The 20,102-nt window shown below is 35.8% G+C and carries 6 protein-coding genes; 4 read left to right on the forward strand and 2 right to left on the reverse strand.

The genetic code is table 11. The features are described 5' to 3' along the window. Together ppk1 and AAFN75_RS16185 are read right to left on the reverse strand one after the other, a co-directional pair. A complete protein-coding gene (ppk1, locus tag AAFN75_RS16180) occupies positions 1–2,067 on the reverse strand; it encodes a polyphosphate kinase 1 (RefSeq protein ID WP_411807336.1) in 2,067 nt (688 codons plus the stop codon). A 139-nt stretch (positions 2,068–2,206) separates the two neighbouring features. Beyond that, entirely contained in the window at positions 2,207–2,692 is a 486-nt protein-coding gene (locus AAFN75_RS16185; protein ID WP_411807338.1) for a SixA phosphatase family protein, read from the reverse strand. Between the two features lie 460 nt (positions 2,693–3,152). Between AAFN75_RS16185 and AAFN75_RS16190 the strand changes: the two genes are divergently transcribed. The 4 genes from AAFN75_RS16190 to AAFN75_RS16205 are packed head-to-tail and all read left to right on the forward strand — an operon-like array spanning position 3,153 to position 19,757. After that, entirely contained in the window at positions 3,153–3,728 is a 576-nt protein-coding gene (locus AAFN75_RS16190) for a hypothetical protein (RefSeq protein ID WP_411807339.1), read from the forward strand. 39 nt (positions 3,729–3,767) lie between these two features. Continuing rightward, a complete protein-coding gene (locus AAFN75_RS16195; RefSeq protein WP_411807340.1) occupies positions 3,768–16,865 on the forward strand; it encodes an HYR domain-containing protein in 13,098 nt (4,365 codons plus the stop codon). A gap of 13 nt (positions 16,866–16,878) precedes the next feature. Then, positions 16,879–17,832 (forward strand): type IX secretion system membrane protein PorP/SprF, encoded by a 954-nt coding sequence (locus AAFN75_RS16200; protein WP_411807341.1) that lies wholly within the window; start codon positions 16,879–16,881, stop codon positions 17,830–17,832. An 11-nt stretch (positions 17,833–17,843) separates the two neighbouring features. After that, entirely contained in the window at positions 17,844–19,757 is a 1,914-nt protein-coding gene (locus AAFN75_RS16205; RefSeq protein ID WP_411807342.1) for an OmpA family protein, read from the forward strand. Positions 19,758–20,102: the final 345 nt, after the last annotated feature.

Here is a 20,102-nt window from a genome sequence, read left to right on the forward strand (position 1 = left end):
TTAGTTTTCTAATTTATTAAGGTAATAGTCATAAATAGCAAATTGAGATCTTACTTTTGGCTTATCGTTTACAAGATATTGATTTTCCTGAGAATCATTCAAAACTCTCGCTTTAACATTATCATTCCAACTAATATTAAAGGTATCTATAATTTCTTTTTTAATATCTTCATCATAAATAGGGCAACTTACTTCTACTCTATTTTCAATATTTCTAGTCATCCAATCTGCGGAAGAAATATATAGTTTAACATCGCCATTGTTTCCAAATATATAAACTCTAGAATGCTCTAAAAACTTATCGACCACACTAATAATTTCAATATTTTCACTCATGCCTTTTATACCGGGAATTAAGCAACAAATACCTCTAACTATCATTTGTATTTTTACTCCGGCTCTACTAGCTTCATACAATTTATCAATCATTGGATAACTTGAAATGCTATTCATTTTTAATCTAATAAGCCCTTCTCTACCTTCCTTTACATTTTCAATTTCATTATCAATCAATTTAAAAACGCTACTTTTTGTAAAATGAGGAGATACCAATAAGTGTTTATATTTATACACCCTATAGTTGGTTTCAAAAAAGCTAAAAATCTGATTTACATCCCTTAAAATCTTTTTATTAGCAGTAAAAAGCGTATAATCCGTATAAATTTTTGCTGTAGATTCGTTAAAATTCCCAGTACTTATAAACCCGTATCGTTTTAGTTTTTTGCCTTCTTCTCGCTCTAAAACACACATTTTACTATGCACTTTAAGACCTGTTACACCAAATATTAAATTGATACCTTCTTCTTTCATTTGTTGGGCATAATCAATATTAGCTTGCTCATCGAACCTAGCACGAAGCTCTATTGATACGGTAACAGCTTTACCATTAACTGCAGCGTTAATTAAAGAACTTGCTACATGTGATATTTCTGCAAGACGGTAAATTGTAATTTTAATGGTTTTCACCTTTGGATCTAAGGCTGCTTCTCTTAAAAATTTAACAATATAAGAGAATGTTTGATATGGCGCATGTACCAAATAATCTTTTTTACTGATGGCATTAAATATACTGTCTTGCATACTTAATCCTTTAACTGGTAGTGCCTCAATTTTATCATATAAAAGATCTGTTCTTCCTAAACTTGGGAATCCCATATAATCTCTTTTATTATGATAGCGTCCTCCTGGGATAATACTATCAGTATCATCGATACCCATTTTAGACATAAAATAGCGAAGCGTTTCTTTATGAACAGTTTTATCGTAAACAAACCTTACAGCTTCACCTATTTTTCTATGTTTTACACTATCCGATATTTTTTCGATAAAACTTTTACTTAAATCACTTTCAAAATCTAGCTCTGCATCTCTAGTAATCTTGATCATGTGAGCAGAAATAGCCTTGTATTCAAAAATATTAAAGATATCTCCCAAACAATAGCGCAAAACATCATCTACCATAATAATGTAGTTCTTATCGCCTTTCTTTGGCAATTCCACAAAACGATCAACTGATTTAGGAATTTCTATTAATGCAAATTGCTTTGTATCGCCAGACATTAGCATGCGTACTGCTAAATAAGCAGCAGTATCCTTTAAATTTGGTAGTACAACCGAATCATTAAGTATAATGGTAACTAAAGCTGGACTAACCGTTTTAAGAAAATATTGTTTTATAAACTCACTTTGTGCTTCATCAATTTGAGTTTCATTAATAATATAAATATTTTCTTCCTTTAACTTTTTATCTATATTACGCAGTATTTTAACACTTTCACTTTGTTGCTTAATAACAATTTGAGTAATTATTTCTAGCAATTCTTTTGCTTTAATACCACCAAGTTCACTTTTTCCGCCTTTACCAGCTTCTACAATACGTTTTACAGTAGCATATCTTACTTTAAAAAACTCATCTAAATTATTGGAAAATATACCTAAAAAACGCAATCTTTCTATTAAAGGAACCGACTCATCCTCAGCTTCTTGCAACACTCTTGCGTTAAATTGCAACCAGCTTATTTCTCTATTTACATAACTGTTATTTGTTGAGATTTCAGGTTTAGTCATTAACTATAATTTAATTTTTAATATGAAAAACAAATATATTCTATTTAGAGCAAATTATTGATATTTTATTAAGAAGGAATAATTAAATTTTAAACATTTTAATGTTAAATTATTGCTATAAATGTAAAAATAGAATTGGCTACTTTAAATCGCGAGGAAATATCGTTTTTAAAGTTTTACCAGGTTTTAAAGCACTCCAATTTTCGATATCAAATTCAATAATAACTACACCACTTGTAGGTACATTATCTATGTACTTTGTACCATAAGAATTAACAAATGCGGTAATAGCATGATTATGACCAAATACCATTAAATTATTAACCGAATGATGCACATTTTTTATTACTCGAACTAGATTTTCTCCTGAAAAATCATATAAATCTGGATTGAATTTTACCAAATTTTCGTCTAAACCTAAGGCGGATATAAAGATTTCTGCGGTTAACTTGGTACGTTGTGCATCGCTACAAAGAACTAAATCTATGGTTTTCAAGGTATAACATAATTTTTGAGAAACTAAATTAGCATCTGTTATACCTCTAGATTTTAAAGGCCTTTCATGGTCATTTAAGTTAAACTCCCATGAGGATTTAGCATGTCTTATTAAAATTAATTTTTTCAAAATACTCGATTAAATGTTGAATTTTACCGATAAAAAGTTGTTTTTCTCGATAAAAATCAATTTATTTGTTCATTTAAAATGATAATTAAATATATGCCAAAAAATCTCTAACAAATAAAAAGCACGTACTTATTTAGTAACATTATTTTTTTTTAACACATAATTCATGAACACAACAATTAATAACAATTAAATTACTGATTTTCAATCTATTACACATGTGACTAATTTCTATTACTAGGGTCACAATATTGTAAATGATTATGTAAGTAGTAAATGAGTGTATTTAAGTAGATATAAAGAGAAATATTGTTATATATTTGTGGACAAAATCTCACATGCCTGAAGCATGAAATATTACGATCAAATTGCTATTAACAAAAAAAACTCTATTCTCGACAAAATATAAATAATTTAAGATCACATGGTGTGCTATCACCTTCACCAAAAAAAATAATCTATGAAAGTATTTTACGTTTTAGTATTAACTATGTTTATTGGAGGTACTTCGCTACAAAAAAAGAACTCCACAATAAACACTCAAAACTGTAGCGCGACATTAACGGTGCACAAAGACAGAAGTTTTAAATCGGCAACCGAAAACGGCGCTGAGTTTATGTTAACTGGAGTGAGCATGTTATCCGCTCTGCAGGACGTTCAATTAACTATTACTGAAAAAAGTGATAAGCCAAATACAGAAAAAATTCACTTTTATATTTTACAAGTCGCAAACAATACATCTGACTCAATTACCTTTACTTTAACAAGTGAAAATATAGATTGTAACGAGGAAGGTTTTGAGTTGCAGACAGATTTTAATTTTGAATTTTATAACCTAAATCAAACCGAACAAATTAGTGAGGTTACAGTTGCCAATAATAGCGCTGTTAAATTTTACTTGAAGAAAATCACTCCAGAAAACGCACAAAAATCTGCTTGGAATTGCGCACGTATTGAAGCTTCTAATGCGGAAGGAAATTATACATCATCAATAACAATGAAATCTTTAGTACAAGACCCAACAAAGGTTAACTAAATACATGTGCGATTACGAGTTATTCAAAAAAATGGATTTATGAGAAATATTACTATTTTTAGTATTAAAAAATTGGCAGTAGTTGTATTTATTTTTTTAAGTGCAACTGCTGTTTTTTCACAAGTACAACAACAATTTAGCCCTAGATTTAATCAAGTTGTAAGGGGAGATTTTGGTATGGTAGCAAATAACGTACTATCTAGAACATCAACAGGTAATTACAACGGAAACAACGATAATCACGATTACACAGATAATGTTTATGTAGATATTGATAACGATAATAGTACATTTAACTCTAGTAGTGCTAATTTTACTAACCCAAAACCTAGTGCTACTTGTTTATCTGTTATTAAAGCTTATTTATATTGGGCCGCCGCCGATAGAGAACCCTCTACAAATGGAGATAATGAGCCTAACTGGAATTATAATGATGTGAAATTAATGACTCCAGGTCAGTCGAATTATACAACCATAACTGCAGATGAAGTAATTTATAGAGGTCGTAATTTCCATTTTTCGAATGATCCATATATTTGTGTTAAAGATATAACCAATTTAGTTCAAAACCTTTCAACACCCTTTGGCAAGTATCAAGTCGCAAATGTTGAAGCTAAAACCGGCGAGCTAATTGCACATGGTAATATTAATGCTGGGACTTCTGGTGGTTGGCAAATTGTTTTTGTTTATGAAAGTCCAGATTTAGTACAGAAAAACATTACTGTATTTGATGGTTATGCACATATTACGAGTTCTCAAAACAATTTTAATATAAATTTTAATGGATTTCAAACTATTTCTAATGGTCCTGTACAATCAAATGTATTAATTGGAGGGTTAGAAGGCGATAGAGACTTAAGTGGTGACCGTTTACAAATCAGAAATACATCAAACAATTTTGTTGATATTGATGCTCCGCAGCGAGATACTAACAACTTTTTTAATAGTAGAATTACTGTAGGTAACAATAATTATATTGATAGAAACCCAGCTAGTACAAATACATTAGGTTTTGACGCTGCATTATTTAGTTTAGATAATAGCGGTAATAGATTAATAGCAAATAATCAGACATCTGCAACTTTCAGAATGACTTCTGACCAAGAGGTTTATGGATTATATTTATTAGGTTTAGCAATAGAAGTTTATAAACCAGATGTTAGCCCAATGGTTTTAACTACGACTTCTAGTACGTCTAATTTTGATCCAGAAGATAGTATTAATTTTAATTTTAACATTCAAAATACTGGCAATGATAATGTTAAAAACTTTATTTTAACAACTCCTGTTGCTCCACAAGTAGAAAATATAAGAGTTAATAATTTACCTGATGGAGTAACGTACACATTCAATTCCAACACACTAACCTTCCAAATTGAAGATGGACTTCTTGATGCATTGGGAAATGGTAATGGTAATGGTAATATATTAAATCTTGATTTCGACTTTATTTTAAAAGATGAATGCTTTTTTTTAGAAGAATCTTGTGATTTAGATTTTAATTTACAATTCACAGCATCTTACACTGGTGCAATTAACCCAGAAGAACAAACAACCATTAGTTCTACGGCTGTTGATGAGTGTAATGTAGAAAACTTAGAACCCTTCGTAGTAAATATAAACCAACCTAGTGCGAGTTGGGTGAGTCAAGTTGGAGAATTAGATAGGACTATTGAATGTAATAATTCAGCAGAATTAGAGAATGTTCAAGCATTACTGCCCGAGGTATCATGTGACAATTTAACCCCAATTAAAACTGCTGGATCTTTTGTTTCTGATGGAACCTGCCGAAATAATGGAACTTATACAAATACTTTTAATTTTATAGATGAGTGTGGTGCTACAATAGCTAATTATATACAAGTTATTACTGTTGAAGACACTACTGGTCCAGAATTCACAAATCCGTTACCGGAAAACACAACTGTAGAATGTAGCAATGTACCAGAACCTGCAAATCTTCAAGCAACAGATAATTGCGGAACCGCAGATGTTACTTTTACTGAAACAAAAGAGGATGGGTCTTGTCCTGGAAATTATACACTAACAAGAACGTGGGTTGCTACAGACCAATGTGACCTAACAGTATCACACACACAAACTATAACAGTTGAAGATAATACGGCGCCTGTATTTGTAGAAAATTTACCAACAAATGAAACAGTTAACATTAATAATATTCCTACTGCTCCTACGCTAACGGCTACTGATGCTTGTGGTACTGCTGAAGTTGTTTTTGAAGAAGAAGAAACTGGTGATATATGTACAGGAAGTTATACTATAGAAAGAACTTGGACCGCAACTGATGAATGTGACTTAACCAATGTCCATACGCAAACAATTACGGTAAATCAACCAACTTTAGAAGCATCAATCGATACCATAACCAATGTATTATGTAACAGCGAAGCTACTGGTGGTATTGATATTACAGTTAATGGTGGTACAAAACCATACGAATTTGCTTGGAATGATGCTAACAACTCAACCACCGAAGATTTATCTAACGTAATTGCTGGAGCTTATAATGTTACCATTACAGATGCTAATGGATGTACAACTTCTGTAGGTGCTACCATTTCTGAACCTACAAGTCCGTTAAGTTTAAATATTACTAAAGTAGATGCTACTACTGCACAAGGTTGCTCAAATGGGCAAGCTACGGCTATTGTTTCTGGTGGATCTGCAGATTATACTTATTTATGGAGCGCTTCTGCGGGCAATGCTACAACGGCTCAAGTTACTGGATTAGCTGATGGAACCCATAGCGTTACTGTTACAGACGCTAATGGTTGCGAATTAACTCAAAGTATTGTTATTGAGTGTGTAAACACTTGTGATGCTGAAATCGCTATTACTAATGTTACCGATGTACTTTGTACGGGTGATACTTCTGGTTCTGGAACAGTAACTGCTAAATCTAACGCTAACCCTTCTGCTACATTTACCTTTACTTGGTCTAACGGGCAAGAGGATACTGGAGTAACAACAAGTACACTTGCAAATGCTACTGCCGGTGTTTATTCGGTTAGTGTAACTATAGATGGAACCGTATGTCAGCCCGTTGAAGAAACTATTGCTATTACAGAACCTAGTAATGCGTTAAATGTTACAGCTACAACTACCGATGAATTAGGACCTGCTACTGGAGATGGTACTGCTACAGCTATTGTAACTGGTGGTGTTGAACCTTACAGATATGCTTGGTCGCCTGGTGGTCAAACTACAAGTAGTATTTCAGATCTTAGTGCTGGAACTTATACTGTTTCTGTTACGGATGCTAATAATTGTACAGACCAAACCACAGTTACGGTTAACCCAGGGTCTTGTTTAAATTTATCTGTAACTGGTACCTCTACGCCTGCTGAATGTTTTGGAGAGAACAACGGAAGTATTAATGCTACCGTTACTGGTGGTTCTGGGAATTTCACCTATGCTTGGGATTCTTTACCTAATACAACAACAGCTGTTAATAATTTACCCGCGGGCGATTATACCATTACAGTTACAGATACAACAACTCAATGTACTACAAGTACAACTATTACTGTTAACGAGCCTAACCTATTAAGTTCGGCTATTGCTGTTACTAATATATTATGTAGAGATGATGCTACAGGATCATTAGATCTTGCTGTTAACGGTGGTACTGCGCAATATACATTCCTATGGAATAATGGGGCTGAAACGGAAGATTTAATAAACGTTGTAGCTGGTACATACTCTGTTACAATTACTGATGCCAACGGTTGTAGTACAACCAATTCCGCTACTATTATTGAACCAGATACTAAGGTTTCTGCTTCCATTACCGATCAAACTAACGTAGATTGTTTTGGTAATTCAACAGGTCAAGTAACGGTAGAAGCTGATGGCGGTATACCACCTTACTCATACTCTATAGATAATGGTAGTAACTATCAAAATAACGGAACATTCTCAGATTTAACTGAAGGAAGTTATAATGTTATTGCCGTAGATGCTAATGGCTGTACTTTTAATCAAGCAATAACCATCACAGAACCAAGCAATGCTTTAGAAGCTACTATTTCATCAACAACCAATGTATTATGTAACAGCGAAGCTACTGGTGATATTGATATTACAGTTAATGGTGGTACAAAACCATACGACTTTGCTTGGAATGATGCTAACAACTCAACCACCGAAGATTTATCTAACGTAATTGCTGGAGCTTATAATGTTACCATTACAGATGCTAATGGATGTACAACTTCTGTAGGTGCTACCATTTCTGAACCTACAAGTCCGTTAAGTTTAAATATTACTAAAGTAGATGCTACTACTGCACAAGGTTGCTCAAATGGGCAAGCTACGGCTATTGTTTCTGGTGGATCTGCAGATTATACTTATTTATGGAGCGCTTCTGCGGGCAATGCTACAACGGCTCAAGTTACTGGATTAGCTGATGGAACCCATAGCGTTACTGTTACAGACGCTAATGGTTGCGAATTAACTCAAAGTATTGTTATTGAGTGTGTAAACACTTGTGATGCTGAAATCGCTATTACTAATGTTACCGATGTACTTTGTACGGGTGATACTTCTGGTTCTGGAACAGTAACTGCTAAATCTAACGCTAACCCTTCTGCTACATTTACCTTTACTTGGTCTAACGGGCAAGAGGATACTGGAGTAACAACAAGTACACTTGCAAATGCTACTGCCGGTGTTTATTCGGTTAGTGTAACTATAGATGGAACCGTATGTCAGCCCGTTGAAGAAACTATTGCTATTACAGAACCTAGTAATGCGTTAAATGTTACAGCTACAACTACCGATGAATTAGGACCTGCTACTGGAGATGGTACTGCTACAGCTATTGTAACTGGTGGTGTTGAACCTTACAGATATGCTTGGTCGCCTGGTGGTCAAACTACAAGTAGTATTTCAGATCTTAGTGCTGGAACTTATACTGTTTCTGTTACGGATGCTAATAATTGTACAGACCAAACCACAGTTACGGTTAACCCAGGGTCTTGTTTAAATTTATCTGTAACTGGTACCTCTACGCCTGCTGAATGTTTTGGAGAGAACAACGGAAGTATTAATGCTACCGTTACTGGTGGTTCTGGGAATTTCACCTATGCTTGGGATTCTTTACCTAATACAACAACAGCTGTTAATAATTTACCCGCGGGCGATTATACCATTACAGTTACAGATACAACAACTCAATGTACTACAAGTACAACTATTACTGTTAACGAGCCTAACCTATTAAGTTCGGCTATTGCTGTTACTAATATATTATGTAGAGATGATGCTACAGGATCATTAGATCTTGCTGTTAACGGTGGTACTGCGCAATATACATTCCTATGGAATAATGGGGCTGAAACGGAAGATTTAATAAACGTTGTAGCTGGTACATACTCTGTTACAATTACTGATGCCAACGGTTGTAGTACAACCAATTCCGCTACTATTATTGAACCAGATACTAAGGTTTCTGCTTCCATTACCGATCAAACTAACGTAGATTGTTTTGGTAATTCAACAGGTCAAGTAACGGTAGAAGCTGATGGCGGTATACCACCTTACTCATACTCTATAGATAATGGTAGTAACTATCAAAATAACGGAACATTCTCAGATTTAACTGAAGGAAGTTATAATGTTATTGCCGTAGATGCTAATGGCTGTACTTTTAATCAGATTGTCGAAATTACTACAATACCAGACATTACAAATCCAACTATAGAATGTCCTGCAAATATATCACTTGAAGTTACTTCAGAAAATTGTACAATTAATGGAACTGAAATAACTTTGGGAACACCAATTACAAGTGATGATTGTTTAGTTTCTTCTGTTACTAACGATGCACCTGATACCTTCCCTCTTGGAGATACGATCGTAACATGGACAGTAACCGATGGTTCTGGTAATACAACAACTTGTGAGCAAACAGTAACCATTATTGATAACATCGACCCAACATTTGTGGAATGTGCGGCTCCTGTTTCAGTCAATGTAGATGCTAACGGATGTACTACGGATATCGCTAATATCGACTTAGGAATGCCTACTGTAGATGATAACTGTACCGAAACAACTGTGACTAACGATGCACCTGATACCTTCCCTCTTGGAGATACTATCGTAACATGGACAGTAACCGATGGTTCTGGTAACACAACAACTTGTGAGCAAACAGTAACGATTATTGATAACATCGACCCAACATTTGTTGAATGTGCGGCTCCTGTTTCAGTCAATGTAGATGCTAACGGATGTACTACAGATATCGCTAATATCGACTTAGGAACACCTACAGTTGATGATAACTGTACCGAAACAACTGTGACTAACGATGCACCTGATACCTTCCCGCTTGGTGATACCATCGTAACTTGGACAGTAACCGATGGTTCTGGTAACACAACAACTTGTGAGCAAACAGTAACGATTATTGATAACATCGACCCAACATTTGTTGAATGTGCGGCTCCTGTTTCAGTCAATGTAGATGCTAACGGATGTACTACGGATATCGCTAATATCGACTTAGGAATGCCTACTGTAGATGATAACTGTACCGAAACAACTGTGACTAACGATGCACCTGATACCTTCCCTCTTGGAGATACTATCGTAACATGGACAGTAACCGATGGTTCTGGTAACACAACAACTTGTGAGCAAACAGTAACGATTATTGATAACATCGACCCAACATTTGTGGAATGTGCGGCTCCTGTTTCAGTCAATGTAGATGCTAACGGATGTACTACGGATATCGCTAATATCGACTTAGGAATGCCTACTGTAGATGATAACTGTACCGAAACAACTGTGACTAACGATGCACCTGATACCTTCCCGCTTGGTGATACCATCGTAACTTGGACAGTAACTGATGGTTCTGGTAACACAACAACTTGTGAGCAAACAGTAACGATTATAGATAACATCGACCCAACATTTGTTGAATGTGCGGCTCCTGTTTCAGTCAATGTAGATGCTAACGGATGTACTACAGATATCGCTAATATCGACTTAGGAACACCTACAGTTGATGATAACTGTACCGAAACAACTGTGACTAACGATGCACCTGATACCTTCCCGCTTGGTGATACCATCGTAACTTGGACAGTAACCGATGGTTCTGGTAACACAACAACTTGTGAGCAAACAGTAACGATTATTGATAACATCGACCCAACATTTGTTGAATGTGCGGCTCCTGTTTCAGTCAATGTAGATGCTAACGGATGTACTACGGATATCGCTAATATCGACTTAGGAATGCCTACTGTAGATGATAACTGTACCGAAACTACCATTACTAACGATGCACCTGATACCTTCCCTCTTGGAGATACGATCGTAACATGGACAGTAACCGATGGTTCTGGTAACACAACAACTTGTGAGCAAACAGTAACGATTATTGATAACATCGACCCAACATTTGTTGAATGTGCGGCTCCTGTTTCAGTCAATGTAGATGCTAACGGATGTACTACGGATATCGCTAACATCGACTTAGGAACACCAACAGTTGATGACAACTGTACCGAAACAACTGTGACTAACGATGCACCTGATACCTTCCCTCTTGGAGATACTATCGTAACATGGACAGTAACTGATGGTTCTGGTAACACAACAACTTGTGAGCAAACAGTAACGATTATTGATAACATCGACCCAACATTTGTGGAATGTGCGGCTCCTGTTTCAGTCAATGTAGATGCTAACGGATGTACTACGGATATCGCTAACATCGACTTAGGAACACCAACAGTTGATGATAACTGTACCGAAACAACTGTGACTAACGATGCACCTGATACCTTCCCTCTTGGAGATACGATCGTAACATGGACAGTAACTGATGGTTCTGGTAATACAACAACTTGTGAGCAAACAGTAACCATTATTGATAACATCGACCCAACATTTGTGGAATGTGCGGCTCCTGTTTCAGTCAATGTAGATGCTAACGGATGTACTACGGATATCGCTAATATCGACTTAGGAATGCCTACTGTAGATGATAACTGTACCGAAACAACTGTGACTAACGATGCACCTGATACCTTCCCTCTTGGAGATACTATCGTAACATGGACAGTAACCGATGGTTCTGGTAACACAACAACTTGTGAGCAAACAGTAACGATTATTGATAACATCGACCCAACATTTGTTGAATGTGCGGCTCCTGTTTCAGTCAATGTAGATGCTAACGGATGTACTACGGATATCGCTAATATCGACTTAGGAATGCCTACTGTAGATGATAACTGTACCGAAACAACTGTGACTAACGATGCACCTGATACCTTCCCGCTTGGTGATACCATCGTAACTTGGACAGTAACTGATGGTTCTGGTAACACAACAACTTGTGAGCAAACAGTAACGATTATAGATAACATCGACCCAACATTTGTTGAATGTGCGGCTCCTGTTTCAGTCAATGTAGATGCTAACGGATGTACTACAGATATCGCTAATATCGACTTAGGAACACCAACAGTTGATGACAACTGTACCGAAACAACTGTGACTAACGATGCTCCTGATACCTTCCCTCTTGGAGATACTATCGTAACATGGACAGTAACTGATGGTTCTGGTAATACAACAACTTGTGAGCAAACAGTAACGATTATTGATAACATCGACCCAACATTTGTTGAATGTGCGGCTCCTGTTTCAGTCAATGTAGATGCTAACGGATGTACTACGGATATCGCTAATATCGACTTAGGAATGCCTACTGTAGATGATAACTGTACCGAAACTACCATTACTAACGATGCACCTGATACCTTCCCTCTTGGAGATACGATCGTAACATGGACAGTAACCGATGGTTCTGGTAACACAACAACTTGTGAGCAAACAGTAACGATTATTGATAACATCGACCCAACATTTGTTGAATGTGCGGCTCCTGTTTCAGTCAATGTAGATGCTAACGGATGTACTACGGATATCGCTAACATCGACTTAGGAATGCCTACTGTAGATGATAACTGTACCGAAACTACCATTACTAACGATGCACCTGATACCTTCCCGCTTGGTGATACCATCGTAACTTGGACAGTAACTGATGGTTCTGGTAACACAACAACTTGTGAGCAAACAGTAACGATTATAGATAACATCGACCCAACATTTGTTGAATGTGCGGCTCCTGTTTCAGTCAATGTAGATGCTAACGGATGTACTACAGATATCGCTAATATCGACTTAGGAACACCTACAGTTGATGATAACTGTACCGAAACAACTGTGACTAACGATGCACCTGATACCTTCCCGCTTGGTGATACCATCGTAACTTGGACAGTAACCGATGGTTCTGGTAACACAACAACTTGTGAGCAAACAGTAACGATTATTGATAACATCGACCCAACATTTGTTGAATGTGCGGCTCCTGTTTCAGTCAATGTAGATGCTAACGGATGTACTACGGATATCGCTAATATCGACTTAGGAATGCCTACTGTAGATGATAACTGTACCGAAACAACTGTGACTAACGATGCACCTGATACCTTCCCTCTTGGAGATACTATCGTAACATGGACAGTAACCGATGGTTCTGGTAACACAACAACTTGTGAGCAAACAGTAACGATTATTGATAACATCGACCCAACATTTGTGGAATGTGCGGCTCCTGTTTCAGTCAATGTAGATGCTAACGGATGTACTACGGATATCGCTAATATCGACTTAGGAATGCCTACTGTAGATGATAACTGTACCGAAACAACTGTGACTAACGATGCACCTGATACCTTCCCGCTTGGTGATACCATCGTAACTTGGACAGTAACTGATGGTTCTGGTAACACAACAACTTGTGAGCAAACAGTAACGATTATAGATAACATCGACCCAACATTTGTTGAATGTGCGGCTCCTGTTTCAGTCAATGTAGATGCTAACGGATGTACTACAGATATCGCTAATATCGACTTAGGAACACCTACAGTTGATGATAACTGTACCGAAACAACTGTGACTAACGATGCACCTGATACCTTCCCGCTTGGTGATACCATCGTAACTTGGACAGTAACCGATGGTTCTGGTAACACAACAACTTGTGAGCAAACAGTAACGATTATTGATAACATCGACCCAACATTTGTTGAATGTGCGGCTCCTGTTTCAGTCAATGTAGATGCTAACGGATGTACTACGGATATCGCTAATATCGACTTAGGAATGCCTACTGTAGATGATAACTGTACCGAAACTACCATTACTAACGATGCACCTGATACCTTCCCTCTTGGAGATACGATCGTAACATGGACAGTAACCGATGGTTCTGGTAACACAACAACTTGTGAGCAAACAGTAACGATTATTGATAACATCGACCCAACATTTGTTGAATGTGCGGCTCCTGTTTCAGTCAATGTAGATGCTAACGGATGTACTACGGATATCGCTAACATCGACTTAGGAACACCAACAGTTGATGACAACTGTACCGAAACAACTGTGACTAACGATGCACCTGATACCTTCCCTCTTGGAGATACTATCGTAACATGGACAGTAACTGATGGTTCTGGTAACACAACAACTTGTGAGCAAACAGTAACGATTATTGATAACATCGACCCAACATTTGTGGAATGTGCGGCTCCTGTTTCAGTCAATGTAGATGCTAACGGATGTACTACGGATATCGCTAACATCGACTTAGGAACACCAACAGTTGATGATAACTGTACCGAAACAACTGTGACTAACGATGCACCTGATACCTTCCCTCTTGGAGATACGATCGTAACATGGACAGTAACTGATGGTTCTGGTAATACAACAACTTGTGAGCAAACAGTAACCATTATTGATAACATCGACCCAACATTTGTGGAATGTGCGGCTCCTGTTTCAGTCAATGTAGATGCTAACGGATGTACTACGGATATCGCTAATATCGACTTAGGAATGCCTACTGTAGATGATAACTGTACCGAAACAACTGTGACTAACGATGCACCTGATACCTTCCCTCTTGGAGATACTATCGTAACATGGACAGTAACCGATGGTTCTGGTAACACAACAACTTGTGAGCAAACAGTAACGATTATTGATAACATCGACCCAACATTTGTTGAATGTGCGGCTCCTGTTTCAGTCAATGTAGATGCTAACGGATGTACTACGGATATCGCTAATATCGACTTAGGAATGCCTACTGTAGATGATAACTGTACCGAAACAGCTGTGACTAACGATGCGCCTGATACCTTCCCTCTTGGAGATACGATCGTAACATGGACAGTAACTGATGGTTCTGGTAATACAACAACTTGTGAGCAAACAGTAACGATTATTGATAACATCGACCCAACATTTGTTGAATGTGCGGCTCCTGTTTCAGTCAATGTAGATGCTAACGGATGTACTACGGATATCGCTAATATCGACTTAGGAACACCAACAGTTGATGACAACTGTACCGAAACAACTGTGACTAACGATGCTCCTGATACCTTCCCTCTTGGAGATACTATCGTAACATGGACAGTAACTGATGGTTCTGGTAATACAACAACTTGTGAGCAAACAGTAACGATTATTGATAACATCGACCCAACATTTGTGGAATGTGCGGCTCCTGTTTCAGTCAATGTAGATGCTAACGGATGTACTACGGATATCGCTAACATCGACTTAGGAACACCAACAGTTGATGACAACTGTACCGAAACAACTGTGACTAACGATGCGCCTGATACCTTCCCTCTTGGAGATACTATCGTAACATGGACAGTAACCGATGGTTCTGGTAATACAACAACTTGTGAGCAAACGGTAACAGTAATTGATAACATCAAACCTATCTTCGTAGAGTGTGCTGAACCTGTAACGGTAAGTATTGATGCTAATAAATGTACTACGAATATTGACAATATCGATTTAGGTTCACCAACTGTTAATGACAACTGTACAGAAACAACAATCACCAACGATGCTCCAAATGATTTCCCTCTTGGAGATACTATTGTAACATGGACAGTAATTGATGGATCCGGAAATACAGCAACTTGTAAGCAACTAGTAACAGTAGAAGATAACGTAAATCCAGAATTTGTTGAGTCGTTACCAGAAGATGGTACTTATGAATGTGATAGCATACCAACGCCTGCAGTTCTAACGGCATCAGACCCTTGTGGCAGTGTGGATGTTAAGTTCACTGAAACTAAAATTGATGGCTCTTGTAGTGGAAACTATATTTTAGAACGTAAATGGTTAGCAACAGACCAAAACGGTTTAATTACAGAACATACTCAAACCATAACGGTTCAAGATACTAAAGCACCGCAACCAACAATAAACATTTCACCTTCTATTTCAATTAATTGTGATACTATTCCAGAAGTACCAGAAGTTGAATTTATAGATAGTTGTTCGTCTGGTGTTAATGTTGAATTTACCGAAACAAATTCTTTAGACGAAAACAATCCTTCTGATTACGAAATTGTTAGAACTTGGACAGTGTCAGATGACTGTAATAATGAGCAGGTTTATACTCAAACAATTACCGTAACGCTATTAGACTTCGTTTCTTCAATGGAGGAGACAGCTTGTTCTGATGAAGGAACTATAGATTTAAATGACTATTTAAGTAATTCTGATTTAGGTGGCAAATGGACTATTGTTGAGGGTAATGCTACCTTGGATGACAACTTATTTGATCCAGCTAACGTAGAATTAGGCACATATAAATTCAGCTATGGATTTACTGATGGAGGATGTTTAACCTCTGTAGAATTAAATCTAGAATTAATTGATTGTATAGTTTATCCTTGTGGAAGAGAAGATGTAGTAATATCAAAAGTAGTTACTCCAAACGGCGATGCTTACAATGAGTTTTTCAAAATTACAGGTGTTGAAAATTGTGATTTCGTTGTAGAACTACAAATATTCAACCGTTGGGGAGCAAAAATTTATGACAATTCCGATTACAAAAATAACTGGAATGGGTTCGCTCATAACTCGTCTATTGGTAAAGCCGAAAAAGTTCCAAACGGAACATATTTCTATATAGTAAATTTAAAAAATAGTGGATTAGAACCTTTTGCTAAGGCATTTTATGTAGGTACTAAATAAATCTAAACAAACTATGAAGTCAATAAAGTTAAATATATTTATTTTTATGCTAGCAAATTGCTGGGTTGGGTTTGCTCAACAATTACCGCAATTTACACAGTATATGTATAATACTATCTCTATAAATCCTGCATATGCAGGAAGTAGAGAAACCTTAAGTGTTGTAGGGTTACACCGAAGCCAATGGGTTGGATTAGAAGGCGGACCAACAACTCAAACGCTCTCTGTTCACACCCCTTTAAGAAATGACAGAATTGGTGTAGGTCTATCCTTTATAAATGACCAACTAGGTTATGAAAATTTTTCATACTTATATGCTGATTTCTCATATACCCTTCCTGTTGGTGAAAAGCATAAATTAGCTTTTGGTATTAAAGGTGGGTTTACACAATATAGTTTAGATCAATCCTTATTAAACGATAGTAGTGATCCAGAATTAGCAAATGCCGTTAACGATCCATTTTTTGACGATGTTTCAAACAGATGGAGTCCTAATATTGGATTAGGTGTATTCTATCATTCAGATAAATGGTATTTAGGCCTTTCCGCTCCTAGAATTTTAAATACCGATTATAATAAAGGAAAACAAGGTGAGCTAGATTACATCGCACTAGAGCGAATAAGTTATTATTTTACCGGTGGTTACGTTTTCAATTTAAACGAATCTACAAAATTTAAGCCTGCTATGTTGCTTAAAGCAACAAACGGTGCGCCACTATCTTTTGATATAACAGCAAATTTTTTATTCAACGAAACAGTTTGGTTAGGTGCTGCATATAGAGTTAACGAATCGGCTGCCGCTTTAGGTGGTATTGCAGATTTTCAAGTGTCTAAACAAATACGCTTAGGCTATGCATACGAGTATCCTATATCCGATATTAGACCTTACACTAGCGGTACACACGAGATTTTATTCATGTACGAATTATTTAAAAGTAAACGTATTAAATCCCCAAGGTACTTCTAAAACATATTACTATGAAAACAAATTTTTTTATACTCTTTTTGTTATTTTTTACTAGCACAATTATTGCCCAAACTAAACTTGCCGATAAGTTTTATAATAATTATGGTTTTGTTAAAGCAGCCGAATTATATGAAAAAGCAATCGAAAATGGTGATGAAAGCGAGCATAATTTAACACGATTAGGTGATTGTTACTATAATAATTCTAACTCAAAGCAAGCTATTTTTTGGTACGAAAAAGCAGCTAACAAATATGAAATTGATGCAGAACACTTATTCAGATTTATACAATCTTTAAAAAGTTTAGGTAACTATGCTGAAGCCAATAAATGGATGAAAAAGTTTGTTGAAATTCAGAATAATGATAGCCGCGCCAAAAATTATGATATTGGTAATCTATTAAAATACGACGAGCTTAATAAAGTTGAAGATTCGTTATCTATAAAAATACAAAATCTAACTATTAATTCTGAAAATTCAGATTTCGGAACATATATTTATAAAAATGAGCTCTTTTTTGCTTCGGCAAGAGATACAGCTAAATCTAAAAAATATGGATGGAATAAAGAACCTTTTTTAGACTTGTATCAAGTTTCAGTTAAAGAAAAAGGATTTGAGTTAGAATTCTCCAACCCTATTTTAATTGATTCTCCAAATATAAATTCAGATTATCATGAATCAAATGTGGCCATTACCAACGATGGAAAAACCATGTATTTCACTAGAGATAATGTTACAAAAAAGAATAAATTAAACTTTGACAAAAAAGGAACAACACACTTAAAAATATATAAAGCTACTTTGATCGATGGTAAGTGGGATAACATTATTGAACTTAGCATAAATGACGAGGTATACTCTACCGGACACCCAACATTAAGTCCAGATAACAAAAAATTATATTTCGTTTCAGATCGCGAAGGCGGATTAGGTTATACCGATATTTATGAGGTCAATATTTTAGGAAACAATCAATTTAGTGAGCCCAAAAATTTAGGACCCAAAATTAATACAGAAGGCCGAGACATGTTTCCTTTTGTTAGTAAAGATAGTACCTTCTATTTCTCTTCTGATGGAAGATTAAATTTAGGACTTTTAGATATATTTAAATCTAATTTTATTAAGGATAGTTTAGCAACACCTAAAAACATTGGAGCACCTTACAATAGTGGTTTCGATGACTTTGCTTTCTTTACAGATTCTGATAATCAAAACGAGAGAAGCTATTTCTCATCTAATCGACCAGGAGGAAAAGGTAACGATGATATTTATACGGTGTACACTAAAGTTTGCTCGCAAATAGTTAAAGGTGTAACTAGAGATAGAAAAGACAACCAACCACTAGCCGATGTAACTGTTAAACTTATTGATGAAACGGGTAAAACTATTGAAGAAGTAGTAACTACTGAAAACGGAGAGTATCAATTCACTCTTAAATGTGAAAAAAAATACACTATTACCGCAAAACTTATAGCGTATTCCGGAGACCAAGTAACTATTAACACCAATGATAAGGACGGAAACGTTATTGAACAAGATTTGTATCTTGAGTCCTTAATACAAGGAAATCAAATAGTAATAAACCCTATTTATTTTGATTTTAATAAATGGAATATTAGAACAGATGCACAATATGAATTAGAAAATATTGTAGATGTGTTAAGGGTAAACCCTACTATGGTTATTAAAATTGAAGCCCATACAGATAGTCGTGGTCGCGATGCTTATAATATGACCTTATCAGACAAACGAGCAAAAGCTACTAGAGATTATATCTTTTCAAGAGGTATTTCCAAAGATCGTATAGAAAGCGCTATTGGTTATGGTGAAAGTCAATTATTAAACAAATGTTCTAATGGTGTTAGATGCACAAAAGAAGAACATCAAATCAATCGTAGATCATATTTTTACATTTTAAAAAAATAAATAAAACTCTAGATATTAAATCTTTATAATATTCAAATTCTGGAATACCTCAATTATAATGTAAATTAAAAAGCCATATTAGCTTTTAATCGAATTTATAAGTGCTTTGCCATGAATATTTGACCAACTAGTTACATATACGTTTTTTTGTAGCACCTACTAACAAAATCAAATTATATGAACCCAAATTTACTCTTTACTGTAATATTCTTTTATCTAAGAAATAGTATTCCCTCCCTACTTTGTATCCCTCAAAATTTGTTTTTAATGAAAACTACTAATTATCAGAAGTAATATCTGGTTTTAATAAATTTAGGTGTAATAAGAAACTTAAAATCATGAAAA

The organism is Algibacter sp. AS12 (assembly GCF_046736315.1).
Classification (GTDB): Bacteria; Bacteroidota; Bacteroidia; order Flavobacteriales; family Flavobacteriaceae; genus Algibacter_B; species Algibacter_B amylolyticus.